The organism is Streptomyces sp. NBC_00597 (assembly GCF_041431095.1).
Classification (GTDB): Bacteria; Actinomycetota; Actinomycetes; order Streptomycetales; family Streptomycetaceae; genus Streptomyces.
Map to the genome: position 1 here is coordinate 3,100,733 of NZ_CP107757.1, position 26,523 is coordinate 3,127,255.

Sequence of the window (26,523 nt, forward strand, 5' to 3'; positions counted from 1 at the left end):
GCAAAGCCTGCCAAACAGTTCTGAGAGAACCTCTTAGAACGTTCTTAGGGCGCACCGGGAAGGTGCGGCCATGACCACACGAGGCACATCCCTCCCACCCTTGTCCGTCGTGATCGGTGCGGGCGGCACCGGCGGCCACATCTACCCCGGGCTCGCCCTCGCCGAGGCGCTGCGCGCGGCCGTTCCGGACGCCGTGGTCTCGTTCGTCGGGACCGAGCGGGGCCTGGAGACCGAGCTGGTCCCGGCCGCCGGGTACCGCCTGCACACCGTCGACATGATCCCGTTCGACCCGTCGCTCGGCGCGAAGCGCTATCTGCTCCCCGCCGCGCTCCTGCGGTCGGCCGGCCAGGCGAAGGCGGTGATCCGGGCCCAGGGCGCGCACGCCGTCGTCGGCATGGGCGGCTACCCGAGCGCGCCGGCCGTGCTGGGGGCCAAGATGGCCGGGCTGCCGGCCGTCATCCACGAGTCCAACGCGGTACCGGGCCGCGCCAACCAGTTCGCGGCCCGGCTCACCCGGCACATCGCGGTGGCCTTCGACCGCAGCCGGGCCCACCTGGCGGGCGGGGCGCACGCCCTGACCACCGGAATGCCGATCTCCGCGGCCCTCGCGCGGCTGGCGGAGCTGCCGCGGCCGGAGCGCGAGGTGCTGCGCGCCCGGGCCCGGCGGGCCCTGTACGTCCCCGACGGCCGCCGCCTGATCGTCTTCAACGGCGGCAGCCTGGGCGCCGCCCGCCTCACCGCGGCCGCCGTCGGGCTGGCCGGGCTCTGGCAGGGGCGGGACGACGTACAGCTGCTGATCAAGACGGGACCGCAGGCCCTGCCGGACACCGCCGCCGATCTCGCGGCCGGCGGCGGACAGCGGATCGCCCGGGCCGTGCCGTACCTGGACCGGATGGACCTCGTGTACGCGGCCGCCGACCTGGTGGTGTGCCGGGCCGGGTCCGCGACGGTCGCGGAGCTGGCGGCGACCGGGGTGCCGGCCGTGCTCGTCCCCTACCCGCACGCCCCCGGCGACCACCAGACCCACAACGCCCGGGTCCTGTCGGACGCGGGCGCCGGCCTGCTGCTGCCGGACGCCGCGACCACGGCCGACCGACTGGCCGTCCTCCTCGGACCGCTGCTGGCCGACCCGGTCCGGCTGGCCGCGATGGCCGGCGCCGCCGACCCCGGCCCGCACGCCCGGGCCGCCGAACTGCTGGCGGCGGAGGTCCTCCGCGTCGCCGGCCTCCCCCTCCCCACCCCCACCCTGGAGCGCATGTGAACACCCGCACCGCCTGGACCGACCGCACCGTCCTCGTCACCGGAGCCGAAGGGTTCATCGGGTCCACCCTGGTCGACCTGCTCGTGGAGCGGGGCGCCCGGGTCCGCGCCTTCGTCCACTACAAGCCGTACGCGGAGAAGGGCCACCTGGCGCGGTACCTCGCCGACCCCGACGGCCCGGTCGAGATGTGGGCGGGCGACGTCCGCGACGCGGGCCGGGTCAGCGACGCGGTGGAGGGCTGCGACACCGTGTTCCACCTGGCGGCGCTGATCGGCATCCCGTACAGCTACGCCTCGCCGGGCGCGTACGTCCAGACCAACGTGACCGGTACGGAGAACGTGGCGGAGGCCTGCCGCCGGCACGGGGTGCGCCGCCTGGTGCACACCTCCACCAGCGAGGTCTACGGGACGGCCCTGACGGCCCCGATCGCCGAGACGCACCCGCTCCAGCCGCAGTCCCCGTACTCGGCGTCGAAGATCGGCGCGGACATGATGGCGCTGTCCTTCCACCACGCGTTCGAGCTGCCGGTGACGGTGGTCCGGCCGTTCAACACGTACGGCCCCCGCCAGTCGGCGCGGGCCGTGATCCCGACGATCCTGGCGCAACTGCACTCGGGCGCACGGGAGGTCCGCCTCGGGTCCGTCTCCCCCACGCGGGACTTCACGTACGTGACGGACACGGCCGAGGGCTTCCTCGCGGTGGCCGAGTGCGACCGGGCACTGGGCGAGGTGGTCAACCTCGGGACGGGCCGGGAGATCTCCATCGGTGACCTGGCGCAGGCGCTGATCGAGGCCTCGGGGCGGGAGGCGTCGGTGGTCGTCGACGAGACCCGGCTGCGTCCTGCGGGCAGCGAGGTCCAGCGGCTCCTGTCGGACAACTCCCGTGCCCGTGACTGGGCCGGCTGGACCCCGCAGGTCTCCCTGGAGCAGGGCCTGTCCCACACCTCGACCTGGATCGCCGAGAACCTCTCCCTCTTCGCCCCGTCCCGCTACCAGGTCTGACTCGGACCGACCGACGCGCCCCTACGCCCGGACCAGCCCCGCCCCGCGCCCGAAGGCCGGCCCACGCGGCGGGCTCCCGATGCCCCGATGCCGATGCCCGGCAGGCGGCTAGGTAAGGCGACCCGCTCACGCGGCACGCCAACACCGCTCCGGGGGCCGGGCACCGGCGCGGGGCGGGCCACCGCCGAGGCGAAGGTCGGCTCCCGCCCCCGGGCCCGGACCATTGCGGTCGGGGACCGGCGACGAGCCCGTCGGGGCGCAATTCCCCCAGACTCCGTCCGGGAGGGACCCCCACCGGGCTCTGCCCGGACCCGCGCCTCAAACGCCGGCGGGGCTGGAGTTGCCCTCCGGCAGCCGCAACCTAGCCCGCCAACGGAGCCCCAGATCCGGGGCGGAAGCCCCGGTCCACGGTGGAACCCCGGGTCTACGGCGGAGCCCCGGGGCTGAACAGACTCGTCGGCGTTCTAGGCGCGGGGGTCAGGTGCTGCGCAGGCTGCGTACGTCCAGGTGGCGGAGCACCCGGTCCACGATCTCCGGATCCGCCCCCGGCTCACTGCGCGCGGCCAGCACCTCGTGCCGGGCGGCGGACATCATCTCCCGCTGGATCCGCTGGACGTCGCGGATCCGCTCCACCCGCTTCGCGTACGCCTCACGCCGCTCCTCGTCCACCATGTCGGGGCTGATCCTGGCCCCCACGTCGTACGCCCGCCGGTACAGCACTTCCACGAGGTCCTCCGGGAGGTCCTCCACCTCCTCGATCTCCTTCAGCCTCCGCTTCGCGGCCTTCGCCGCGCGGATCGCCAGCCGCCGCTCGGTTTCCCGCTCGGCGTCCTCGTCGGCCTCGACCCCCAGCACCCCCACCAGCCACGGCAGCGTCAGCCCTTGGCACACCAGCGTCACCATGATCACGGCGAACGCGATGAAGATGATCTGGTCCCGCGCCGGAAACGGCGCCCCGCCCTCCACCTTCAGCGGAATGGCCAGTGCCAGTGCCACCGAGGCCACCCCGCGCATCCCGGCCCACCACATCACCACGCTCTCCCGCCAGCTCAGTGGGATCTCCTCGGCGTAGTCGCGCCGCGTGTGCAGCCGCTTGGCGAGCCACCCGGCAGGCAGCAGCCACAGCAGCCGTACGACGACCACCACCGCGATCACCACGGCTGCCCATCCGGCCATCTCCGCCGCGCGGCCCTTCGCGACGCCGAACACGTTGTGCAGCTCCAGCCCGATCAGCCCGAACGCCACTCCCGTGACGAGCATGTCCACGACCTCCCAGAAGGTGTGCCCGGCGAGCCGCCCCAGCACGTCGTCCGCGTCGCTCGCGTACTCCGCGAGGAACAGGGCCGTCGTCAGCACGGCCAGCACGCCGGACCCCTTGAGCTCTTCGGCCAGGACGTACGAGACGAACGGCACGAGCAGTGTCAGTCCGATCTGGAGCGTGGCGTCGTCGAGCCGTCCCATGAGGGCCTTGGTGGCCCAGCCCAGCAGGAGCCCGACGCCGACGGCGACCACGGCGGAGAGCACGAACTCGCCCAGCGCGTCGGGCCAGGAGAAGCTACCGCTGACGGCGGCGGCGATGGCCACGTGGTAGAGCACGATCGCGGTGACGTCGTTGAACAGGCCCTCGCCCTCCAGGATCGACACCATGCGGCGCGGCAGCCCGAGCGATCCGGCGACGGCGGTCGCGGCGACGGGGTCGGGCGGGGCCACGAGCGCGCCGAGCGCGACGGCGGCGGCGAGCGGCAGCCCGGGGACGACGGCGTGCGCGACGGCGGCGACGGCGGCGGTCGTGACGAACACGAGGGCCACGGCCAGCAGGAAGATGGGCCGCACGTTGGCGGCGAACTGCCGCCACGAGGTGCGCTGCGCGGAGGCGTAGAGCAGTGGGGGCAGGAGGAGCGGCAGGATGTACTCGGGCGGGATGTCGACGTTCGGCACGGCCGGTACGAGCGCCAGCGCGACCCCGCCGATGGTCATCAGGACGGGAGCGGGCAGCCCGAGCCGGTCCCCGAGCGGCACGGTGACCACGGCCCCGAGCAACAGCACGAACAGCAGAGCAAGCTGATCCACTCCCCCACCCTGCCAGGCCGCTGCCGCTGGGTCGTGCGGTCCGGGGGCTGGATCCGCGTGTCGGCACTTCCCCTGGGCGGGCCCGTTCCGAGGCGCCGCCCCGCTCCGCGCGCCCCGCCCACCGGCAGGACTCGATGCGGCCGCAAGGCCTCCGCCCGGCAGGCACTGGGTGTGGCCGGGGGGCGATTCCAGTCGCGTCGGCGCTTGAGGCGCGGGGACTCGGAAGCCGGAGCCGTAGCCGCCCTGCTTGAGGCACGGGGACTCGGAAGCCGGGACCGTAGCCGCGCGGCACCCGCCGGTCCCCGCCCGGCCAGGCCGCTCGCCGCGGGAACCCACGCCCCGGCGAAGCCTCGCCCGCCTGACGGCGGCCGCGCGGCACCACGGCATTCCCGACCCACCCAGCGTTCGGGCGGGAGCCACTCCGGACACAGTCCCGCAGCAGGGGCGGAGCCCACGGGCTCGGGCGCGGCCCGGTTACGACAGGGTGCGCCGCATCGCGCGGTGCGGGATGCCCGCGTCCTCGAACTCCGGTCCGTACGCCGCGTAGCCGAGCCGCTCGTAGAAGCCGAGAGCGTGCGTCTGGGCACCCAGGTCCACCGCCGCCAGCCCCAGCCGGACGGCCTCCGCCTCGATCGCCCGTACCAGCGCCACGCCCACGCCCAGTCCGCGCGCGGACTTGGAGACGGCGAGCCGGCCGAGCGAGCCGACCGTCAGGTCGCCCGTCAGGTCGCCCGTCTTGGCCAGGGCGGCCGGCCCGTGCAGCAGCCGGCCGGTGCCGAGCGGTTCCCCGTCCGGCCCCTCGGCCAGCACGTGTACCGCGCCGGCGTCGTACGCGTCGTACTCGATCGACTCGGGCACGGACTGCTCGACGACGAACACCTCGGTCCGCACCGCGAAGCACGCCTGGAGGTCCGCCCCGGAGGCGGCCACCCTGACGGTGAAGGCCGTCACTCGCTCTCGGCCCGGATCACGTCCAGCGCGTGCTGGAGGTCCGCCGGGTAGGTGCTCTCGAACTCCACCCACTGACCGTCCGCGGGGTGCTCGAATCCGAGGCGTACGGCGTGCAGCCACTGCCGGGTCAGGCCGAGGCGCTTGGCCACGGTCGGGTCGGCGCCGTAGGTGAGGTCGCCGACGCACGGGTGCCGGTGCGCGGACATGTGGACGCGGATCTGGTGCGTGCGCCCGGTTTCCAGCTTGATGTCGAGCAGGGAGGCCGCGCGGAAGGCCTCGATCAGGTCGTAGTGGGTGACGGAGGGCTTGCCCTCCTGGGTCACCGCCCACTTGTAGTCCGCGCTGGGGTGGCGGCCGATGGGGGCGTCGATGGTGCCGCTCATCGGGTCCGGGTGGCCCTGGACGAGCGCGTGGTAGCGCTTGTCCACGACCCGCTCGCGGAACTGGTTCTTCAGCGAGGTGTACGCACGCTCGGACTTGGCGACGGCCATCAGGCCGGAGGTGCCGACGTCGAGGCGGTGCACGATGCCCTGGCGCTCGGAGGCGCCGGAAGTGGAGATGCGGTAGCCGGCGGCGGCGAGGCCGCCGATGACGGTGGTGCCGGTCCAGCCGGGGCTCGGGTGGGCCGCGACGCCCACCGGCTTCATGATGACGACGATGTCGTCGTCATCATGGACGATCTCCATGCCCGGGACGGGCTCGGCGACGAGCTCGACCGGCCGCGGCGGCGCGGGCATCTCGACTTCGAGCCAGGCGCCGCCGTGCACGCGTTCGGACTTCCCGACGACGCTGCCGTCGACCGACACCTTCCCCGCGGCGGCGAGCTCGGCCGCCTTCGTCCGGGAGAAACCGAACATACGGGCGATGGCGGCGTCCACGCGCTCGCCTTCGAGGCCATCGGGAACGGGCAGGGTGCGGATCTCGGGAATCGTACTCACCCGTCGAGTATGCAGGACTCGACGGCACGGCAGTTCCGCGATGGGCGGGCGACGGCCCCGCGATCAGTCCTTGTGGACCGTGCCGTCCGGGTCCAGACCCTTGAACGAGAGCAGCACGATCAGGATGCCGCCGCACACGATCGCCGAGTCCGCGAGGTTGAAGACGGCGAAGTGGGCGGGCGCGATGAAGTCGACGACGGCCCCCCGGAACACGCCCGGTGAACGGAAGATCCGGTCGGTGAGGTTGCCCAGCGCACCGCCGAGCAGCAGGCCCAGCGCGATCGCCCACGGCAGGCTGTAGAGCTTCCGGGCCAGCCGCACGATCACGATGATCACGGTGGCCGCGATGCACGTGAAGATGATGGTGAAGGCCTCGCCGAAGCCGAAGGCGGCGCCCGGGTTGCGGATCGCCTCGAACTTCAGCAGGTCTCCGATGATCCGGATCGGCGGCTGGTGCTCCAGCTTCGCGACGACCAGCATCTTGCTGCCGAAGTCCAGCAGGTAGGCGAGCAGCGCGACGACGAGCAGCGCGACGATCCGCCGACGCCCCTTGGGCACCGAGGACTCCGCCTGGGAGCCTTCCCCGATCTCCGGCGTACCGATGATGCTCTCCGCCTCTGCCACGTGAGTCCCTCGACTAGCTCGAACCAGGTTGCCGACGACACCGCCTGCCAGGCTCCTGGACCCTGACGAAACACGAGAGTACGTCAGGGTCCGCCCGCGGCGCCGCCCGGCCCGGGCCGCCCCAGCGCAGCCTCAGGGCCGACTCAGTGCCGCCGCTCCTGCTTCTGCTTGCAGTCGACGCACAGCGTCGCGCGCGGGAAGGCCTGCATCCTGGCCTTCCCGATGGGTTGGCCGCAGTTCTCGCAGAGCCCGTAGGTGCCCGCGTCCAGCCGTTCCAGGGCGCGCTCGCTCTGTTCGAGCATCTCGCGGGCGTTCGCGGCGAGGGCCAGTTCGGACTCGCGGGTGATGTTCTTGGTGCCCGTGTCGGCCTGGTCGTCACCCGCGCCGTCGCCGGAGTCGCGCATCAGGCCCGAGATGGCCTCGTCGGAGGCTTGCAGCTCGTTGCGCAGGCGCAGGACCTCGCTCTGCAGCTCCGTGCGCGCCTCGGTCACCTCTTCCGGGGTCCAGGGGTCCTCGCCGGGCCGTACGGCCAGCTCGCCCGGCGCCAGGGCCGCCGTGGCCCTGGCCTTGGGCAGGCCGCTGGTGGCGGCCGCAGCCGTCTTCCTGGCCGTGCCGGTGCTCTTCTTGGCAACCACTTTCCGGGCTCCCGTCTGTTGCGCGGCGTGCGCCGCCCCCTCGGCCCCGGCCGCCTTGGCCGTGGCCTTCCTCGCGGTCGTCTTCCCGACGCCGGTCGCCTTCTTGCCGGCCGCCTCGTCCACGGCCGTCGTGTTCACGGCCGAGGTCTTCTTGGCCGAAGTCTTCCCGGCGACCTTCTTCGCGGCCGCCGTCTTCTTGATCACAGCCTTCTTGACCGCCGTCTTCTTGACCGCCGTCTTCTTGACCGCCGTCTTCGCGGCCGCAGCGTTTTCGGCCGCCTCGGCCTCCGGTTCCGCCGCCTTCCCGGCCGCCTCCGCTTTCGCCGCCGTCTTGGCCGCAGCCGTCCCGGCCGTCTTCTTCGCGGCCGCGGCCTTCCTCCCGGCCGCTGCCTTGCCGACAGCCTTCTCGGCAGTTCTCCCGGCGGTCTTCTTCGCCACCATGGCCGCGGCCCCTTCACATACTGTGATCTTGCGCGCGAATCGTGCCGGAACGATAAATCGACTCCGGCCTCGCGGCAACGGGGCACGCGTCCTTCGATGCCAACCTGCATCCGTTGTGCCCAGCAGGAAGCCCGGTAATCCGCCACTCCCGCCACACCGGAGCCCGGACCGGCGCAGAGACCCGTTCGGGTCACACCGCACCGCCGTCCGGCGCCCGATCCGGGCCCGCCGCACCCCCCGCCCCGACCCTCCGTAAACCGGTCTGCCGAGCGCGCCCCCGCCCCGTACACTGGGCCCAGCGAGAGGCACGGACGGGGACGAGTAGCGTCGGACGCAGCCATGAGCGACCCGGGGACGGTGAGAGCCCGGGGGCGAGCGCGATGCGAAGGATCACCCCTGAGCCGCCGGAAGAAAGCCGTCACGGCGAGTAGAACCGGCTTCGCACCCCAATGAGGGGGCCACCGGACACGTCTGGCGGCCAAGGAGGGTGGTACCGCGGGAGCAGCAGTCGGCTCTCGTCCCTCCGGACGGAATTGACACCCCGCCGGAGGAAGAGTTCAGCCTCATGACCACACCGCCGCAGTACCGCCCGGTACCCGCCCAGGTCGACCTGCCTGCCCTTGAGCACGCCGTCCTCGACTTCTGGCGCGAGAGCAAGACCTTCGCCAAGACCCTGGAGCAGTCCGAGGGCCGCCCCGAATGGGTCTTCTACGAGGGCCCGCCCACCGCCAACGGCATGCCCGGCGCGCACCACATCGAGGCCCGCGTCTTCAAGGACGTCTTCCCCCGGTTCCGCACGATGCGCGGCTACCACGTGGCCCGCAAGGCCGGCTGGGACTGCCACGGCCTGCCCGTCGAGCTCGCCGTCGAGAAGGAGCTCGGCTTCAACGGCAAGCAGGACATCGAGGCGTACGGCATCGCCGAGTTCAACGCCAAGTGCCGCGAGTCCGTGACCCGCCACACCGACGCGTTCACCGAACTCACGACCCGGATGGGCTACTGGGTCGACCTGGACGACGCGTACCGGACGATGGACCCCGAGTACGTCGAATCCGTGTGGTGGTCGCTCAAGGAGATCTTCAACAAGGGCCTGCTCACCCAGGACCACCGCGTCGCCCCCTGGTGCCCGCGCTGCGGCACCGGCCTCTCGGACCACGAGCTGGCGCAGGGCTACGAGACGGTCGTCGACCCGTCCGTGTACGTCCGCTTCCCGCTGACCTCCGGACCGCTCGCCGGCGAGGCGGCCCTGCTGGTGTGGACGACGACCCCGTGGACCCTGGTGTCCAACACGGCCGTGGCCGCGCACCCGGACGTCACGTACGTGGTGGCCACGAACGGCGAAGAGAAGCTGGTCGTCGCCCAGCCGCTGCTGGAGAAGTCCCTCGGCGAGGGCTGGGAGGCCACGGGCCAGACCTTCACCGGCAAGGAGATGGAGCGCTGGACGTACGAACGTCCGTTCGCCCTCGTCGATTTCCCCGAGCCCGCCCACTACGTCGTGAACGCCGAGTACGTCACGACCGAGGACGGCACCGGTCTGGTCCACCAGTCCCCCGCCTTCGGCGCCGACGACCTCGCGGTCTGCCGCGCGTACGGCCTGCCCGTCGTGAACCCGGTCCGCCCCGACGGCACCTTCGAGGAGGAGGTCCCGCTGGTCGGCGGCGTCTTCTTCAAGAAGGCCGACGAGAAGCTGACCGCCGACCTGGACGCCCGCGGCCTGCTCTTCAAGCACATCGCCTACGAGCACAGCTACCCGCACTGCTGGCGCTGCCACACGGCCCTGCTCTACTACGCGCAGCCGTCCTGGTACATCCGCACCACCGCCGTCAAGGACGCGATGCTGCGGGAGAACGAGAAGACGAACTGGTTCCCGGACTCGGTCAAGCAGGGCCGCTTCGGCGACTGGCTGAACAACAACATCGACTGGGCGCTGTCCCGCAACCGCTACTGGGGCACCCCGCTGCCGATCTGGCGCTGCGAGGAGAACCACCTCACCTGCGTCGGCTCGCGCGCGGAGCTCTCCGAGCTGTCCGGGCAGGACCAGTCGAACCTGGACCCGCACCGCCCGTACATCGACGACGTCACCTTCACCTGCACGGCCGAGGGCTGCTCGCTGGAGGCCGTCCGCGTCCCCGAGGTCATCGACGCCTGGTACGACTCGGGCTCGATGCCGTTCGCGCAGTGGGGCTACCCGTACAAGAACAAGGAGATCTTCGAGAAGCGCTACCCGGCGCAGTTCATCTCGGAGGCCATCGACCAGACCCGCGGGTGGTTCTACACCCTGATGGCGGTCGGCACGCTCGTCTTCGACAAGTCCTCGTACGAGAACGTGGTCTGCCTGGGCCACATCCTCGCCGAGGACGGCCGCAAGATGTCCAAGCACCTGGGCAACATCCTCCAGCCGATCCCGCTCATGGACCAGCACGGCGCGGACGCGGTCCGCTGGTTCATGGCGGCCGGCGGCTCCCCGTGGGCGGCGCGGCGCGTGGGCCACGGCACGATCCAGGAGGTCGTCCGCAAGACCCTCCTCACGTACTGGAACACGGTCGCCTTCCAGGCGCTGTACGCCCGTACGTCGAACTGGGCCCCCTCGGCCGCCGACCCGGCACCGGCCGACCGCACGGTCCTGGACCGCTGGCTGCTGTCCGAGCTGAACACGCTCGTGGCCGAGGTCACGGACGCGATGGAGTCGTACGACACCCAGCGCGCCGGCAAGCTGCTGTCGGCCTTCGTGGACGACCTCTCCAACTGGTACGTCCGCCGCTCGCGCCGCCGCTTCTGGCAGGGCGACGCCGCGGCGCTGCGCACCCTGCACGAGGTCGTGGAGACGGTGACGCGGCTGATGGCCCCCCTGACCCCCTTCATCACGGAGCGGGTCTGGCAGGACATGATCGTCCCGGTCACCCAGGACGCGCCGGAGTCGGTGCACCTGTCCACGTGGCCGGCGGCGGACGCCTCGGCGATCGACCCGACCCTTTCCCAGCAGATGCTGCTGGTCCGCCGCCTGGTGGAGCTGGGCCGGGCCACGCGCGCCGAGTCGGGCGTGAAGACCCGCCAGCCGCTCTCCCGGGCCCTGGTCGGCGCGGTGGGCTTCGACACGCTCTCCGCGGACCTCCAGGCTCAGATCACGGAGGAACTGAACGTCTCCTCCCTGGCCTCCCTGTCGGAGGTCGGCGGCTCCCTGGTGGACACGACGGCGAAGGCGAACTTCCGGGCGCTGGGCAAGCGCTTCGGCAAGGGCGTCCAGGACGTGGCGAAGGCCGTGGCCGCCGCCGACGCGGCCGCGCTGTCCCTGGCGCTGCGCTCCGGCTCCGCGGTCATCTCGCTGAACGGCGAGGAGATCTCCCTCTCCCCGGAGGAGGTCATCATCACGGAGACCCCGCGCGAGGGCTGGTCGGTGGCGTCCGACTCCGGCGCGACGGTCGCCCTGGACCTGGAGATCACTCCGGAGCTGAAGCTGGCGGGGCTGGCCCGTGACGCGATCCGCCTGATCCAGGAGGCCCGCAAGAACTCCGGCCTGGACGTCGCGGACCGGATCGCCCTGCGGTGGTGCTCGTCGGACCCGGAGGTCGTGACGGCCCTGACGGACCACGCGTCTCTGATCGCGGACGAGGTCCTGTCGACGGACTACGCCACCGGCGAGGCGGACGCCACGTACGGCGACCCGTTCACGGACGAGTCCCTCGGGCTGACCTTCCGCCTCCGCAAGGCGTAACCGCTCCAGCCCCTGTGGCCCGTACCCCCTGCTCAGGGGGTACGGGCCGCTTCGTTTTCCGCACCACGCCCCTTCCCGACACCGGGCTCTGCCGTGACCCGGTCCTCGAACGCCGGCGGGGCTGGAAGATCCAACCCCGCCGGCGTTCGAGGCTCGGGGGCTCGGGGCAGCGCCCCCGCAGCGGCGCCGCTGCGGCACTCCCGACACCGCTCCGCGTACGCCCCCGGGTACGCGAACGGGCCGGGCCCGGTGCCCCCGAAGGGGAACCGGGCCCGGCCCGTGACTGCTGACGCCGCCCAGAGGGCGTACCGCCTAGTTGTCGTCCTCGTCGATCAGGAAGCCCCGCATCGGCGACGGCGCCTGCTGCATCGGCTGCGGCGCGGCCGGCCGCACCGGAGCCATCGGCTGCGTCATCGCGGGAGACATCTGCTGCTGACCACCGTACGAGGGGCCGCCCATCGGGGACGGGCCGCCCATCGGCGAGGGACCGCCCATGGGCGACGGGGCGCCCATGGAGTGCCCCATCGCTCCGGCCGGAGCCATCGACGGGGTCGGCGACGGCGGGAGCGCCGGGCCGGCCGGGTTGCGCGGCGGGGCCAGGGAGTCGTCCGCCTGGGTCTCCAGCTGGCGCAGCTGCGACTCCAGGTAGGACTTCAGGCGCGTGCGGTACTCACGCTCGAAGCCCCGCAGGTCCTCGACCTTGCGCTCCAGCGTGGCGCGGGCGGACTCCAGGGAGCCCATCGCGACGCGGTGCTTCTCCTGGGCGTCCCGCTCCAGCGCGTCGGCCTTGGCGCGGGCGTCCCGCTCCAGACCCTCGGCGCGGCTGCGCGCCTCGCCGACGATCTTGTTGGCCTCGGAGCGGGCCTCCGCGATCGCCTGGTCGGCCGTCTGCTGCGCCAGCGACAGGACGCGGGCGGCACTGTCGCCACCGGGGCCCTGCTGCGGGAGCTGCTGCGGCTGCTGCATCTGCTGCATCTGCTGGCCCATGGGCTGCATCTGCTGCCCCATCGGCTGCATCTGCTGGCCCATGGGCTGCATCTGCTGGCCGAGCGGGTTCTGGCCGCCCATCGAGGGCTGGCCCATCTGCTGCTGGCCCATCTGCTGCTGGCCCATCTGCTGCTGGCCACCCATGGTGTGCATGGGGCCGCCCATCGGACCCGGGCCGCCCGGACCCTGCGGTCCGAGTCCGCTGGGGCCGGCCGGAAGCTGCGGCTGGCCGCCCGGAAGCTGGGGCGGACCCATCTGCGGCGGGCCCTGCTGCGCCGGCGGGCCGGATATGGCGGCGGGCACCGGGGCGCCGGGGCCTCCGGGGCCGCGCTGGTCCTGGGGTTCCGGCTTGCGCATGCCCTGCTGCTGCTGGTTCTGCGCGGCGGCACGCGTGGCGGCGGCCAGCTTGGCGCGCAGGTCCTCGTTCTCGCGCAGCAGGCGCGTCAGCTCGGATTCGACCTCGTCGAGGAAGGCATCGACCTCGTCCTCGTCATAGCCTTCTCGGAGGCGGACGGTCGTGAACTGCTTGTTCCGCACGTCCTCGGGAGTCAGCGGCATGTCTTCTTCACCTCTACGTAGTCGTCGGCAGTCGGCAAGACCGTATCGGGACTGTCCCCACGCCTGCGGGGAAGCTCATCGTTCACACGCTTCTCGCAGCGGTGCTCACGAAACTGATGAGGATGTAAACGATGATCATCAGAACGAAGAAGGACAGGTCGAGTGCCACGCCCCCGAGACGCAACGGCGGAATGAAACGCCGGAGAAGCTTGAGCGGTGGATCGGTGACAGTGTAGGTGGCCTCAAGGACGACCACCATCGCCTTGCCGGGTGTCCATGAACGTGCGAACTGGAAGACGTAGTCCATCACCAGTCGGAAGATCAGCACGATGAGGAAGCACATCAGCGCGATGTACACCACCTGCAGTGCGACGCCCATCCCGCGCTTCCCTCTCCCCTGTTCTCACTCTGGCCCCGGCCCCGTGTCTGACGGATCGGTCTAGCTTTGGTTGAAGAACCCGCCCTCCGCGATGCGGGCCTTGTCCTCCGCCGTGACATCGACGTTAGCAGGCGACAGCAGGAACACCTTCTGTGTCACGCGTTCAATGCTGCCGTGCAGGCCGAAGACGAGGCCGGCGGCAAAGTCGACAAGTCGCTTCGCATCCGTATCGTCCATCTCCGTGAGGTTCATGATCACCGGAGTGCCCTCACGGAAGTGTTCCCCGATGGTACGGGCCTCGTTGTAGGTCCGGGGGTGCAGCGTCGTGATGCGGTACGGCTCCCGCTCGGAGACGACCTTGGGCATGATCACGGGGGCGTTCTTCTCCAGGTTCGAGCGTTCAGGTGTGATGGATGCCACGGGGGCAATTCGCGCAGGACGTCCGTTTTCCACCGGCAATGGGATGGGTTCCCGTTGCGCCGGAGGCTGAGCGATTCGTACCGGTTCGTCCGTTACGGGCGGTTGGTGCAAGGGTTGCTGGCGCCGGCGATCCCGCTCCGGTTCCGGCTCGGGCTCGAACTCGTCATCGGGGTCGTACCCCGGGTTGTCGTACCGGTCGTCCTCCACGAGGCCGAGGTAGACCGCCATCTTGCGCATCGCGCCGGCCATTCTCTGAGTCCTCCGCTCTGTGGTGGATCGCCCTGTCGCAGGTGTGTCGCTGTGTCACCAAAGTCACCAACTGCCCGCGATCCACGTGGTCTGTCCGCCCATCAGCGGGAATGACCATATTTTCTGCTGTGGTCCGACTTTCTTCGCGACGTTACCCGAGCCGGGGTCTCGCGCCGAGTACCGCAGTGCCGACGCGTACATGTGTCGCACCGGCCGCAACGGCCTGTTCCAGGTCTGCACTCATCCCGGCCGAGACCATCGTGGCAGCCGGATGGTCCGCGCGCAGGCGGGATGACAATTCCACCAGCCGCTCGAAGGCGGCCTGTTCGCGTCCCGCGTAGGGCCCGGCCAGCGGAGCCACGGTCATCAGACCGTCGAGCCGCAGTCCGGGCACCCCGGCCACGAGGTCCGCGAGTTCGGCGAGCTGCTCCGCGGCGGCGCCGCCGCGGGTCCCGCGCTCCCCCGACTCGGCGTCGAGGGCGATCTGGACGAGGCAGCCGAGTTCGCGCCCGGCACCCTCCGCGGCCGCCGACAGCGCCGTGACGAGCTTCGGCCGGTCGACCGACTGCACGACGTGCGCGTATCCCGCCACGGAACGGACTTTGTTCGTCTGCAACTGGCCCACGAAGTGCCAGCTGAGCGGCAGATCCGCGCAGGCCGCGGCCTTGGGGGCGGCGTCCTGGTCGCGATTTTCCGCCACGTGACGGACGCCCAGGTCCGCCAGCAGTCGTACGTCGCTCGCGGGGTAGGTCTTGGTGACGACGATGAGCGTCACCTCGTCCCGCCCGCGCCCCGCGGCCGCGCAGGCGGACGCGATGCGTTCCTCCACCCGCGCCAGGTTCTCCGCGAGTTCCGACTTACGATCCGTCATTCCCTAGTCCAACCAGACATATCCGGCAAGCCGCCCGGTCACCCGGTCGCGGCGGTACGAGAAGTGGTCCCGCGACTCCAGTGTGCAGACCGGCGAACGGTGGAGGTTCACCACCCCCGCCTCCGCGAGCTGGGCGTGCACCCCGGCGACCACGTCGACGGACGGTGTCCCCCAACTCGTCTCCCCGTGGGCGGCCGGCACCGCTTCGGCGACCGCGTCCCGCATCTCGGCCGGTACTTCGTAGCAGCGCCCGCAGATCGCGGGGCCGGTCCGGGCGATGATCCGCCCGGGTTCGGCCCCGAGGGAGACCATGGCCTCCACCGCGGCGGGCACCACCCCGGCGACCAGTCCGGGCCGCCCCGCGTGGGCCGCGCCAGCGACCCCCGCGACGGGATCGGCCAGCAGGACCGGGGTGCAGTCCGCGGTGAGCACCGCGAGGGCGAGCCCCCGACGGGCGGTCACCACCGCGTCCACCGCCGGGATGTCGGCGGCGGCGCCCCAGGGTCCGGGGACCACGGCCACGTCCCGGCCGTGCACCTGGTTCATCCAGACGACGCGGTCCGGCCCGATGCCCAGCTGTTCGGCGGCGATCGCCCGGTTCGCGAGAACGGCGGTGGGGTCGTCTCCGACCGCGCCGCCGAGATTGAGCTCCTCGTACGGAACGGCGCTCACCCCGCCCCACCGATCGGTGAAGGCGAAGTGGGCGCCGTTCTCGATGTGCTGCCCCAGCGTCACTTCAAGAAGTCCGGAACGTCCAGTTCCTCGGCCGGGCTGTCCTGGTACGGCCGGGCCGTCGGGACCTGCGGCGCGGGCGCCGGGGCCTCGACCGGAACCGCCTCGACCGGAGCCGGGGGCTCTTCGCGCGGGGTGACCGTACCCAGTCCGCCGAAGGCCGGGCGCGCCGGCTCGGCCGCGCGGACCGGCGCCGGGGCCGGCTCCTCGCGCTTGGTGGACGCGGCGCCGATGACGTTGTCCCGGCGGGCCGGAGGCTGTCCGCCGTCGAAGCCGGCGGCGATGACGGTGACCCGTACCTCGTCGCCGAGCGCGTCGTCGATCACGGCGCCGAAAATGATGTTCGCCTCGGGGTGGGCGGCCTCGCTCACCAGCTGCGCGGCCTCGTTGATCTCGAAGAGACCGAGGTCCGAGCCACCGGAGATGGAGAGCAGCACGCCGCGGGCGCCGTCGATGGACGCCTCCAGCAGCGGCGAGGAGATCGCCATCTCGGCGGCGGCCACGGCGCGGTCGTCGCCGCGGGCCGAGCCGATGCCCATGAGGGCCGAGCCGGCCTCGGACATGACGGACTTGACGTCCGCGAAGTCGAGGTTGATCAGACCGGGGGTGGTGATGAGGTCGGTGATGCCCTGGACACCCGAGAGCAGGACCTGGTCGGCCGACTTGAAGGCGTCCAGGACCGAGACCTGGCGGTCCGAGATGGACAGCAGCCGGTCGTTGGGGATGACGATGAGGGTGTCGACCTCTTCGCGGAGCTCGGCGATGCCGTCCTCCGCCTGGTTCGCGCGGCGCCGGCCCTCGAAGGTGAACGGCCGGGTGACCACACCGATCGTCAGGGCGCCGAGCGAGCGCGCGATGTTGGCGACGACGGGTGCGCCGCCGGTGCCGGTGCCGCCGCCCTCGCCGGCGGTGACGAAGACCATGTCGGCCCCCTTGAGGACCTCCTCGATCTCCTCGCGGTGGTCCTCTGCCGCCTTGCGACCGACTGCCGGGTTGGCGCCGGCGCCGAGGCCCCGGGTGAGTTCACGGCCGACGTCGAGCTTGACGTCGGCGTCGCTCATCAACAGCGCCTGCGCGTCGGTGTTGATGGCGATGAACTCGACGCCCTTGAGACCGACCTCGATCATTCGGTTGATGGCATTGACACCACCGCCGCCGACACCGATGACCTTGATGACTGCGAGGTAGTTCTGCGGTGCTGCCACGTCGAAGGCCTCTCGCCTCGAGTTACGTGTCGCCGCCTCGCGGGCCTGCGTTGCGACGACTGATGCCGAAATGTGGGACGGTCCGAACGTGCCGACCCGAACCCTAACCCTGAAGTTTAGGGTTAAGTGTGTGTCTGTTCCTTGGACTCTTCCGAACAGGACACTAAGTCGACAAGTAGCGCGTGTTCAACGAACACGCCGAACCTCCCGTTTTTCTTTTCACCCTATGTGATCACCCGTATCGGTGGCCAACCAGGGTGCGTCGCTGTTCGACCCGACGTCAACTCCCGGACACCGCAGGGGCGGTGGGGACGCTCACGTCAAAGTGGTCAGCCTTGGGAGCCGCTTTCAGCAGGGCGCCCAGGGCTCGGCCCTTTGCCTCGCCCCGTTCGCCACTCCCCCAGACCACGGTCCGCCCCCGGGTCAACTCCAGTACGACCGAGTCGTACGACCCCACCTTGACCTGCACGGTCTCCTTGGCGACCGCCTCGGGGAGGTCTCCGGCGACGCCCACGGCCTCGCGCAGCAGCCGCTCCTCGTCGAAGCGGCGGCCGCTCGGGGACTGCGCCGCGGACAATTCGAGGACCGGAACGCCCGCGGGTGCTTTCGGAACCGTGTCGAATCGCACACCCGATGCGTCCACTTCCACGAACTTGGCGTCCTTTTTGATGAGCAGGACGGGTTTGCGCTCCGTAACCTTCAGCCCGATTCCGTGGGGCCAGGCGCGCACCACATCGACCGAATCGACACGGGGCAGCCGGCTGCGGACCCGACCCGCGATCTCGTCGGTGTCCACGGACACCAGCGGCGCCCCGACCGGTACGGCCGCGGCGGCCAGCACCTGCTCGGGGGTCAGCACCCCGGTTCCGCTTGCGGTCACCTTCTCGACCCGGAACCAGGAGGAGCCGTACAGCACCCAGCCGCCGCCCCCGGTGAGGAGCACGGCGGCCAGGAGGGAGAGCAGCACGGGGCCCCGGTGCCGCAGACGCCGGACGAGGCGCTGGACACCGGGGCCCTGCGGGCCGGATCCCTTCGACGACCCGGGCGGCTTGGGCGGCTTGGGAGAGCCGGAGCCCCTGCCCTTGCGGGCGGACCCGGGATTGCCGCGCTGTGCGGTCGTCGCTCCGGCCACTCCTGTGCCTCCTGCGCTAGCGGTTCCTGTGGGCGGCGATCGCCTCGTACACCATCGCGACCAGCAGCTCGTCGGCGTCCCGACGGCCGAACTCGGCGGCGGCGCGGGACATCTCGTACAGGCGGTGCGGGTCGGCGAGCACCGGCAGGACCTGGCTGAGCACCCAGTCGGGCGTCAGCTCCGCGTCGTCGACGAGCAGGCCGCCGCCGGCCTTGACCACCGGCTGGGCGTTGAGCCGCTGTTCGCCGTTGCCGATCGGCAGCGGGACGTACGCGGCCGGCAGCCCGACGGCGGAGAGTTCGGCGACGGTCATCGCGCCCGCGCGGCACAGCATCATGTCGGCGGCGGCGTACGCGAGATCCATCCGGTCCACGTACGGTACCGGCACATACGGCGGCATCCCGGGCATGTTGTCGACACGCGGCAGTTCGTTCTTCGGGCCGACCGCGTGCAGGATCTGGATCCCGGAGCGCTGGAGGGTCGGAGCGACCTGCTGGATGGTCTCGTTGAGGCGGCGGGCGCCCTGCGAGCCGCCGGAGACCAACAGGGTCGGCAGGTTCGGGTCCAGGCCGAAGGCGGCGCGCGCTTCCGGGCGGACCGCAGCCCGGTCCAGGGTGGAAATGCTGCGGCGCAGCGGGATGCCCACGTAGCGGGCACCGCGGAGCTTGCTGTCGGGGGTGGAGACCGCGACGGCGTGCGCGTAGCGGGAGCCGATCTTGTTGGCCAGTCCCGGCCGAGCGTTGGCCTCGTGGACGATGATCGGCACGCCGAGCCGCTTGGCGGCGAGGTAGCCGGGCAGGGCCACGTAGCCGCCGAAGCCGACGACGCAGTCGGCCTTGGTGCGCTCCAGGATCTCCTCTGCGGCCTTGATCGTGCCGCGCAGCCGTCCGGGGACGGTGATCAGCTCGGGGGTGGGCTTGCGGGGCAGCGGGACGGCGGGGATCAGCCCCAGCTCATAGCCGCGCTCGGGCACGAGACGGGTTTCGAGCCCGCGCTCCGTGCCGAGGGCGGTGATGCCCACGGAAGGGTCCTGCCTGCGCAGGGCGTCCGCGAGGGCGAGCGCCGGCTCGATGTGGCCGGCGGTCCCCCCACCGGCGAGTACGACATGCACCGAAATTCACCGCTCTCCGGACGGACGCCTCTTGACGCTCCGTCTCATCGACTTCCATCTCTGCCCGGTCCGCTTCCAGCCGGTCTTCGGCTGGCGCATCGCGAGCGCCGCGCGCGCCGCCGGCTCCTCCCGCGCGAACGCGATGAGCAGTCCGACCGCGAACATCGTCGGCAGCAGCGCGGACCCTCCGTACGAGAACAGCGGGAGCGGGACTCCGGCGATCGGCAGTAGACCGAGCACCGCACCGATGTTGATCACGGCCTGGGCCGTGATCCAGGTGGTCACGCCTCCCGCGGCATACCGTACGAAGGAATCCTCCGTGCGTCCGGCCACGCGGATACCCGCATAGCCTAGAGCCGCGAACAGGGCGAGTACCGACAGCGTCCCTGCCAGTCCCAGTTCCTCCCCGGTGATGGCAAAGATGAAGTCGGTATGGGCTTCGGGCAGTTGCCCCCATTTTTCCACACTGGCACCCAAACCAGAACCGAACCATCCGCCGGAGGCGAGGGCGTAGATCCCGTGCACGGCCTGCCAGCACAGGTCGCCCCGGCCGGGATCCGTCGCGCCGATGCAGGCGAGCCGGTCCATCCGGTGCGGACTGGTCTTGATCAGCAGTGCGACGATCACACCCGCGAAGGTCAGCACCGCCACGAACAACCGCGTCGGGGCTCCGGCCAGCCACAGCAGGCCGAACAGGATGGCCCCGAGGATCATCGCGGTGCCCATGTCCCCGCCCAGCATGATCAGCCCGAGCAGCAGGAACGCCACCGGGACCAGCGGCACCAACAGGTGCTTCCACTGGCTCAGCAGCTCCTTGTCGCCCTTGCGCGCGAGCAGGTCGGCGCCCCACAGGATCAGTGCCAGCTTGCCGAACTCACTGGGCTGGAGCATGAACGGACCGCCAAGGGGGATCCAATTCTGGTTGCCGTTGATCGCCACCCCTATCCCGGGCACCTGGACCAGGACCATGAGGAACAGGGTTCCCGCGAGCACGGGATACGACAGCGCCCGGTGCAGTTTGACCGGCATCCGGGAGGCGGCCAGCAGCAGCCCGGTGCCGATCAGCGCGGCCAGGAACTGCTTCTTGAAGAAGTACGCGTCCCCCAGGCCCAGCTGGAGCGCCTTGATCATGGAGGCCGAGTAGACCATCACCAGGCCGAGCACGGTGATGAGCAGGGAGCTGCCGAAAATCAGGTAATAGGCGGTGAGGGGCCGGTCCCAGGCCTTGCGCAACTGCCGCTGCGTACGCCGGAACCGCTCCAGCGGCCCGCCTCCGGCGGGCCGCTTCGTGCTCCCCGCCGGACGCCTGCGGCCCTGCGCCTTGACCGTCCTGCCGGACTTGGCACCTTTGGCCGACGCCGCGGCCTTCGCGGCGGACGGCCGCCGCCCCGGCAGCACTTGCTTGGCCGGCATGTGTGACCTTCCCCTCCACTCGTACGGGACGAGCAGCCGGTCGGGGAGGACTCGCCGGCCTGGAACGGACCGGCCGGACCTACGCGCTCTCGGCAGCCAGTTCGCGCACCGCGTCCGCGAATGCGTCCCCGCGCTTGTTGTAGTTCGCGAACATGTCCATCGAGGCACAGGCCGGGGCCAGCAGAACCGTGTCGCCGGGCTCTGCGAGCCGGGCCGCTTCCCGGACCGCTGCGAGCATCGCCCCAGTGTCGGTCCGGTCGAGGTCGACGACCGGGACCTCGGGGGCGTGTCGCGCCAGCGCCTCGGCGATCAGCGCCCGGTCGGCGCCGATCAGCACGACGGCGCGCAGCTGCTTCACGGACCTCTGGACGAGCTCGTCGAAGGTCGCGCCCTTGGCGAGGCCGCCGGCGATCCACACGACGGGCTCGAAGGCCGCCAGGGAGGCCTCGGCGGCGTGCGTGTTGGTGGCCTTGGAGTCGTCGATGTACGTGACTCCCGCGACCTCGTCCACGAACGCGACGCGGTGCGCGTCGGGGCGGAAGTCGCGCAGCCCGTCGCGGACCGCGCGCGGCGTGACGCCGAAGGCGCGGGCCAGGGCCGCCGCGGCGAGCGCGTTGGCGATGTTGTGCGGGGCCGGCGGGTTGACGTCCTTGACCTCGGCGAGCTCCTGGGCGTTCTTCTGCCGGTTCTCCACGAACGCGCGGTCGACGAGGATGCCGTCGACGACGCCGAGCATGGAGGGACCGGGGGCGCCGAGGGTGAAGCCGATCGCCCGGCAGCCCTCCTCGACGTCCGCCTCGACGACCAGGGCCTCGGTGGCCGGGTCGGCGACGTTGTAGACGCAGGCGACGGTGTTGCCCTCGTAGATCCGGCCCTTGTCGGCGGCGTACGCCTCCATCGAGCCGTGCCAGTCGAGGTGGTCCGGGGCCAGGTTGAGCACGGCCGCCGAGTGGGCGCGCAGCGAGGGCGCCCAGTGAAGCTGGTAGCTGGAGAGTTCGACGGCGAGTACGTCGTACTGCTCCTCGCCGAGCACCACGTCGATGATCGGGGTGCCGATGTTGCCGACGGCCGCGGTCTTCAGGCCCGCGGCCTTCAGGATCGACGCGAGCATCTGCGTGGTGGTGGTCTTGCCGTTGGTGCCGGTGATCGCCAGCCACTCCGCCGGCGCGGCCGTGGCCCGCTCGGCGTCCGTCTCCGCCGCGGCGGCCCGGCGGGCGGCGCGGAGTTCCACGCCCGCCCCGCGCAGCCGCCAGGCGATCTCGACGTCGCCGACGACGTCGACGCCCGCCTCGGCGGCGGCCAGGAAGAGCGGGCTCTCGGGCTGCCAGCCGGGCGAGGTGACGACCAGTTCGGTGCCCTCGGGCAGGGCTTCCCCGGCGCGGGCGCCGTCGGGCAGGTGTCCCAGCCGGACCTCGATGCCCAGCTCCGCGAGTTCGGCGGCCTTCGCGCGGTGCGCGTCGCCGTCGCCGTTGTCGACGACGGTCACCGTCGCACCGAGTCCGGCCAGCGCCCGGGCGGCGCTGATGCCGCTGATGCCGAGGCCGGCCACGGTGATCCGGCCCGGCAGACCGAACCGGCCCAAGGGATCGGGGCCGAGCAGGCCGGCCAGGTCGGTGGTGCTCACTTGTCCGCTGCCCATCCCGCGTAGAAGAGTCCGAGACCCACGATCACGCACATGCCCTGGATGATCCAGAACCGGACCACCACCAGGACCTCGGACCACCCCTTCAGCTCGAAGTGGTGCTGCAGCGGGGCCATCCGGAAGACGCGCTTCCCGGTGAGCTTGAAGGAGCCGACCTGGATGACGACCGACATGGTGATGAGGACGAAGAGGCCGCCGAGGAGGGCGATCAGGAACTCCGTGCGGGAACAGATCGCAAGGCCGGCGAGCGCGCCGCCGAGGGCCAGCGAGCCGGTGTCACCCATGAAGATCTTGGCGGGCGAAGTGTTCCACCACAGGAAGCCGAAGCAGGCGCCCATCAGCGCGGAGGCGACGATCGCGAGGTCCAGCGGATCTCGTACCTCGAAGCACGCGTTGGGGTTCGTCAGGGTCTGCGCGTTGGCGCACGACTCCTGGAACTGCCAGACGCCGATGAACGTGTAGGCACCGAAGACCATCACCGCGGCGCCGGTGGCCAGACCGTCCAGACCGTCCGTCAGGTTCACGCCGTTCGACATCGCCAGGATCATGAACAGCGCCCAGACCACGAACAGCACCGGGCCGATCGACCAGCCGAAGTCCGTGACGAACGACAGCTTGGTGGAGGCCGGGGCGTTGCCGCGGGCGTCCTTGAACTGCAGCGCGAGCACCGCGAAGGCGATGCCCACGATCAGCTGGCCGGCCATCTTGGCCTTGGCCCGCAGGCCGAGCGAGCGGCGCTTGACGATCTTGATGTAGTCGTCGAGGTAGCCGACGAGGCCCATGCCGGACATCAGGAAGAGCACCAGCACGCCGGAGAACGTGGGCTGGCTGCCCGTGATCACCTTCGTCAGGGCGTACGCGATGATCGTCGCCATGATGAAGGAGATGCCGCCCATGGTGGGCGTGCCCTTCTTCCCGGCGTGGCCGCGCGGGCCGTCGTCGCGGATGAACTGGCCGTAGCCCTTCCGGGCCAACAGCTTGATCAGCAGCGGGGTGCCGATCACGGTCAGGAACATGCCGATGACACCGGCGAACAGGATCTGCCTCATCGGTCGGCGACCTCGCCATCGAGCAGCGCCTGCGCGACCCGCTCCAGACCGGCCGACCTGGACGCCTTCACCAGCACGACGTCCCCCGGCCTCAGTTCACCGTGCAACAGGTCGATCGCCGCCTGCGTGTCGGACACGAGCACCGACTCCTCACCCCACGAACCCTCGTTATATGCGCCCAGTTGCAACCAGGACGCTTCCCTGCCCCCGACTGCGACGAGCTTGCTCACGTTGAGCCGGACGACAAGCCGTCCGACCGCGTCGTGCTCGGCGAGCGAGTCGTCACCGAGCTCGGCCATCGGACCGAGCACCGCCCACGTGCGACCCCCCGTCGCCTGCGCTGCGCCCCCCATGGCGGCAAGTGCGCGCAGTGCGGCCCGCATGGACTCGGGGTTCGCGTTGTAGGCGTCGTTGACGACCGTCACGCCGTCGGCCCGCTCGGTGACCTCCATCCGCCAGCGCGAGAGCGTGCCGGCACCGGAGAGCGCGGTGGCGATCTCCTCGACGGACATGCCCAGCACATGGGCGACGGCGGCCGCGGCAAGCGCGTTCGACACGTGGTGCTCACCGTACAGCCGCAAGGTCACATCACTGCACCCGGTGGGTGTGTGCAGTGTGAAGGAAGGGCATCCCCGAGGCGTCATGCGGACTTCGGTGGCGCGGACGTCGGCGTCCTCGGCCTCGCCGAACAGCACCGTGCGGGCCTTGGTGCGGGAGGACATCGCGCGGACGAGGAGGTCGTCGGCGTTGAGGACGGCGACACCGCCCTCGGACTCGGCCGGCAGGGCCTCGACCAGCTCCCCCTTGGCCTGCGCGATGGCCTCGCGGCCGCCGAACTCCCCGATGTGGGCGGTGCCGACGTTCAGCACCAGGCCGATGCGCGGCGGGGTGAGCCCGGTGAGGTAGCGGATGTGGCCGATGCCCCGGGCCCCCATCTCCAGGACCAGGTGCCGGGTTTCCTCGGTGGCCCGCAGCGTCGTGATCGGCAGGCCGATCTCGTTGTTGAGGTTCCCGGGCGTCCACACGGTCGGCGCGTGGTGCTGGAGGACCTGGGCGATCAGGTCCTTGGTGGAGGTCTTGCCGGCCGAGCCGGTCAGGGCGACCACGTCGGTGCCGATCCGTGCCACGACGGCGCCGGCCAGGGCTCCGAGGGCGGCGACGACGTCGGGGACGACGACCGCGGGCACGCCGACGGGCCGGGTCGCGAGGACCGCGGTGGCCCCGGCGGCGACGGCCCGTTCGGCGTAGTCGTGGCCGTCGACCCGTTCGCCGACGAAGGCGGCGAACAGACTGCCGGCCTCCACCTCGCGGGAGTCGAAGACGACGGGACCGGTGACCCGCGCGGACGGATCCGGTATGTCGTGGAGCTGGCCGCCGGTGATGTCGGCGATCTCGGCGAGGGAAAGGGCGATCACTGGTTCACCTCGGCCTGTCGGACGTCGAATTGCGCATGGTTCTCGATCGCGGCGCGGAGCACCGCGCGGTCGTCGAAGGGCCGTACGACGCCTGCGGTCTCCTGGCCCTGCTCGTGGCCCTTGCCCGCCACGAGCACGGTGTCGCCGGGCTCGGCGCGCGCGATGACCGCGGCGATCGCCGCGGCCCGGTCGGCGTCGACGAGGACCGTGCCGCGCTCCTCGGCGGGGACGGAGACGGCGCCTTCGAACATCGCGGCGAGGATCGCGAGGGGGTCCTCGGAGCGCGGATTGTCGGAGGTCAGCACGGCGGTGTCGGCGAACCGGGCGGCCGCGGCGCCCATCGGGGCCCGCTTGGTGGTGTCCCGGTCGCCGCCGCAGCCGAGCACGATGTGCAGCTTGCCGGTGGTGACCTCGCGCAGCGCGCGCAGCACCGACACGACGGCGTCCGTCTTGTGCGCGTAGTCGACGACGGCGAGGTACGGCTGGCCCGCGTCCACCCGCTCCAGCCGGCCGGGCACCCCGGGGACCGCGGCGACGCCGTCGGCGGCGGTCTGCGGGTCGAGGCCGGCGGCGGCGAGCGTGACGACCGCGGCGACGGTGTTGGCGACGTTGAACGGGCCGGGCAGCGGGGCCGTGGCCCGTACGCGCTGCCCGTCCGGGCCCAGCAGGGTCAGCGTGGAGTCCATGTGCCCGTGCACGACGTCCTCGGCGCGCCAGTCGGCGGCCGGGTCTCCGGCGGCGGAGAAGGTGACCACCGGGATGGTCGCCTCCTTGGCGAGCCGACGGCCGTACTCGTCGTCGACGTTGACCACCCCGAGGCGGGCGCGGCGCTCGGTGAAGAGCTGCGCCTTGGCCTGGAAGTAGTCCTCCATGTCGGAGTGGAACTCCATGTGCTCCGGGCTCAGGTTGTTGAAGACGGCGACGTCGAAGACGCATCCGTCGACCCGGCCGAGCACCAGGGCGTGGCTGGAGACCTCCATGGCGACGGCCTCGACCCCGCGTTCGCGCATGACCGCGAACAGGGCCTGGAGGTCGGTGGCCTCGGGGGTGGTGCGCTCCGACTTGATGCGCTCGTCGCCGATGCGCATCTCGACGGTCCCGACCAGGCCGGTGCTGCGCCCGGCCCCGCGCAGGCCGCCCTCGACGAGGTACGCCGTGGTGGTCTTGCCGGAGGTGCCGGTGATGCCGATCTGGAGCAGGTCTTCACCGGGACGGCCGTAGATCGTTGCGGCGAGCTCACCCATGCGGGCGCGCGGGTCGGCGACGGCGAGGACCGGCAGCCCGGTCGCGGACGCACGCTCCGCGCCCGCCGGGTCGCTCAGCACGGCCGCGGCGCCGAGTGCGGCCGCCTGGGCCGCGAAGTCGGCGCCGTGCAGCTTCGCGCCGGGCAGGGCCGCGTACAGGTCGCCGGGGCGCACCACACGGGAGTCGTGCGTGATCCCGGTGATCTGCTGCGCGGCGCCGGCGCCTGCGCCGGGGGCTTCGATGCCCAGCAGGGTGGCCAGCTCGCCCAGAGGGGTCGGGCGGGCGGTCACGGGCCGGGGCGCTCCCGGCGGCGTTGCCGGGGCGTCTTCCTGGGCGGTTCTGGGCTGATCAGCGTGGGGCACGGCGGTGAGCGTACCGGGCGCGGCGGGCCGCTCGCGAAGTGAGGGCCCGGCCGCGCTGGCGGCGGCCGACGGGTTCCCGGGTTTCGGGGTGATCGTTGTCACTGATGGTGCCTCACGGAT

Annotated in this window: 21 protein-coding genes; 3 read left to right on the forward strand and 18 right to left on the reverse strand. The window is 71.6% G+C overall.

The window, feature by feature from the left end:
- The first annotated feature begins 70 nt into the window (after nucleotides 1-70).
- A complete protein-coding gene (locus tag OG974_RS13805; RefSeq protein WP_327282986.1) occupies nucleotides 71-1,261 on the forward strand; it encodes a UDP-N-acetylglucosamine--N-acetylmuramyl-(pentapeptide) pyrophosphoryl-undecaprenol N-acetylglucosamine transferase in 1,191 nt (396 codons plus the stop codon).
- Nucleotides 1,258-2,262, forward strand: coding sequence for an SDR family NAD(P)-dependent oxidoreductase (locus tag OG974_RS13810; RefSeq protein WP_327282987.1), 1,005 nt, complete (start codon nucleotides 1,258-1,260; stop codon nucleotides 2,260-2,262). The genes OG974_RS13805 and OG974_RS13810 overlap by 4 nt, the downstream gene beginning before the upstream one ends.
- A 477-nt stretch (nucleotides 2,263-2,739) precedes the next feature.
- On the opposite strand, the gene OG974_RS13815 is transcribed toward OG974_RS13810, so the two are convergent.
- From OG974_RS13815 to OG974_RS13835, 5 genes are all read right to left on the reverse strand, one after another.
- On the reverse strand, nucleotides 2,740-4,332 hold the full coding sequence (locus tag OG974_RS13815; RefSeq protein ID WP_327282988.1) for a Na+/H+ antiporter: 1,593 nt from the start codon (nucleotides 4,330-4,332) through the stop codon (nucleotides 2,740-2,742).
- A 474-nt stretch (nucleotides 4,333-4,806) separates the two neighbouring features.
- Nucleotides 4,807-5,283 carry a GNAT family N-acetyltransferase gene (locus tag OG974_RS13820; protein WP_371646615.1) on the reverse strand — a complete coding sequence of 159 codons (477 nt, stop codon included), beginning with the start codon at nucleotides 5,281-5,283 and terminating at the stop codon, nucleotides 4,807-4,809.
- The gene (locus OG974_RS13825; protein WP_132755937.1) at nucleotides 5,280-6,221 is read right to left on the reverse strand and encodes an RluA family pseudouridine synthase; all 942 of its coding nucleotides are present in this window, start codon (nucleotides 6,219-6,221) and stop codon (nucleotides 5,280-5,282) included. The genes OG974_RS13820 and OG974_RS13825 overlap by 4 nt, the downstream gene beginning before the upstream one ends.
- A 63-nt stretch (nucleotides 6,222-6,284) precedes the next feature.
- Nucleotides 6,285-6,845, reverse strand: coding sequence for a signal peptidase II (gene lspA / locus OG974_RS13830; RefSeq protein WP_327282990.1), 561 nt, complete (start codon nucleotides 6,843-6,845; stop codon nucleotides 6,285-6,287).
- Nucleotides 6,846-6,988: 143 nt separating this feature from the next.
- The gene (locus tag OG974_RS13835) at nucleotides 6,989-7,921 is read right to left on the reverse strand and encodes a TraR/DksA family transcriptional regulator (protein WP_329313231.1); all 933 of its coding nucleotides are present in this window, start codon (nucleotides 7,919-7,921) and stop codon (nucleotides 6,989-6,991) included.
- Between the two features lie 565 nt (nucleotides 7,922-8,486).
- Between OG974_RS13835 and ileS the strand changes: the two genes are divergently transcribed.
- Entirely contained in the window at nucleotides 8,487-11,633 is a 3,147-nt protein-coding gene (ileS, locus tag OG974_RS13840; RefSeq protein WP_371646618.1) for an isoleucine--tRNA ligase, read from the forward strand.
- Nucleotides 11,634-11,945: 312 nt separating this feature from the next.
- Here ileS and OG974_RS13845 read toward each other — a convergent pair whose 3' ends face one another.
- The 13 genes from OG974_RS13845 to OG974_RS13905 form a co-directional block, all read right to left on the reverse strand.
- Nucleotides 11,946-13,178, reverse strand: a complete 1,233-nt coding sequence (locus tag OG974_RS13845) for a DivIVA domain-containing protein (protein ID WP_327282993.1) — start codon at nucleotides 13,176-13,178, stop codon at nucleotides 11,946-11,948.
- Nucleotides 13,179-13,260: 82 nt separating this feature from the next.
- Entirely contained in the window at nucleotides 13,261-13,557 is a 297-nt protein-coding gene (locus OG974_RS13850) for a YggT family protein (RefSeq protein WP_030155988.1), read from the reverse strand.
- Between the two features lie 60 nt (nucleotides 13,558-13,617).
- A complete protein-coding gene (locus OG974_RS13855) occupies nucleotides 13,618-14,226 on the reverse strand; it encodes a cell division protein SepF (RefSeq protein ID WP_328762476.1) in 609 nt (202 codons plus the stop codon).
- 151 nt (nucleotides 14,227-14,377) lie between these two features.
- Complete coding sequence (locus tag OG974_RS13860) at nucleotides 14,378-15,097, reverse strand: YggS family pyridoxal phosphate-dependent enzyme (RefSeq protein WP_327282995.1); 720 nt, start codon at nucleotides 15,095-15,097, stop codon at nucleotides 14,378-14,380.
- A 3-nt stretch (nucleotides 15,098-15,100) separates the two neighbouring features.
- On the reverse strand, nucleotides 15,101-15,832 hold the full coding sequence (gene pgeF / locus OG974_RS13865) for a peptidoglycan editing factor PgeF (protein ID WP_328762478.1): 732 nt from the start codon (nucleotides 15,830-15,832) through the stop codon (nucleotides 15,101-15,103).
- Nucleotides 15,829-17,034 carry a cell division protein FtsZ gene (gene ftsZ / locus OG974_RS13870; RefSeq protein WP_327282997.1) on the reverse strand — a complete coding sequence of 402 codons (1,206 nt, stop codon included), beginning with the start codon at nucleotides 17,032-17,034 and terminating at the stop codon, nucleotides 15,829-15,831. The genes pgeF and ftsZ overlap by 4 nt, the downstream gene beginning before the upstream one ends.
- 280 nt (nucleotides 17,035-17,314) lie before the next feature.
- Nucleotides 17,315-18,166 (reverse strand): cell division protein FtsQ/DivIB, encoded by an 852-nt coding sequence (locus OG974_RS13875; protein ID WP_371646621.1) that lies wholly within the window; start codon nucleotides 18,164-18,166, stop codon nucleotides 17,315-17,317.
- A 16-nt stretch (nucleotides 18,167-18,182) separates the two neighbouring features.
- A complete protein-coding gene (gene murG / locus OG974_RS13880; protein ID WP_327282998.1) occupies nucleotides 18,183-19,277 on the reverse strand; it encodes an undecaprenyldiphospho-muramoylpentapeptide beta-N-acetylglucosaminyltransferase in 1,095 nt (364 codons plus the stop codon).
- 6 nt (nucleotides 19,278-19,283) lie between these two features.
- Complete coding sequence (gene ftsW / locus OG974_RS13885) at nucleotides 19,284-20,690, reverse strand: putative lipid II flippase FtsW (protein ID WP_371646622.1); 1,407 nt, start codon at nucleotides 20,688-20,690, stop codon at nucleotides 19,284-19,286.
- Nucleotides 20,691-20,769: 79 nt separating this feature from the next.
- A complete protein-coding gene (gene murD / locus OG974_RS13890; protein WP_327283000.1) occupies nucleotides 20,770-22,329 on the reverse strand; it encodes a UDP-N-acetylmuramoyl-L-alanine--D-glutamate ligase in 1,560 nt (519 codons plus the stop codon).
- Nucleotides 22,311-23,381, reverse strand: a complete 1,071-nt coding sequence (gene mraY / locus OG974_RS13895; RefSeq protein WP_327283001.1) for a phospho-N-acetylmuramoyl-pentapeptide-transferase — start codon at nucleotides 23,379-23,381, stop codon at nucleotides 22,311-22,313. The genes murD and mraY overlap by 19 nt, the downstream gene beginning before the upstream one ends.
- Nucleotides 23,378-24,796 carry a UDP-N-acetylmuramoyl-tripeptide--D-alanyl-D-alanine ligase gene (gene murF / locus OG974_RS13900; protein ID WP_327283002.1) on the reverse strand — a complete coding sequence of 473 codons (1,419 nt, stop codon included), beginning with the start codon at nucleotides 24,794-24,796 and terminating at the stop codon, nucleotides 23,378-23,380. Before murF ends, mraY begins: the two co-directional genes overlap by 4 nt.
- Nucleotides 24,793-26,505 (reverse strand): UDP-N-acetylmuramoyl-L-alanyl-D-glutamate--2,6-diaminopimelate ligase, encoded by a 1,713-nt coding sequence (locus tag OG974_RS13905; RefSeq protein ID WP_371646623.1) that lies wholly within the window; start codon nucleotides 26,503-26,505, stop codon nucleotides 24,793-24,795. The genes murF and OG974_RS13905 overlap by 4 nt, the downstream gene beginning before the upstream one ends.
- Between the last annotated feature and the right edge of the window lie 18 nt (nucleotides 26,506-26,523).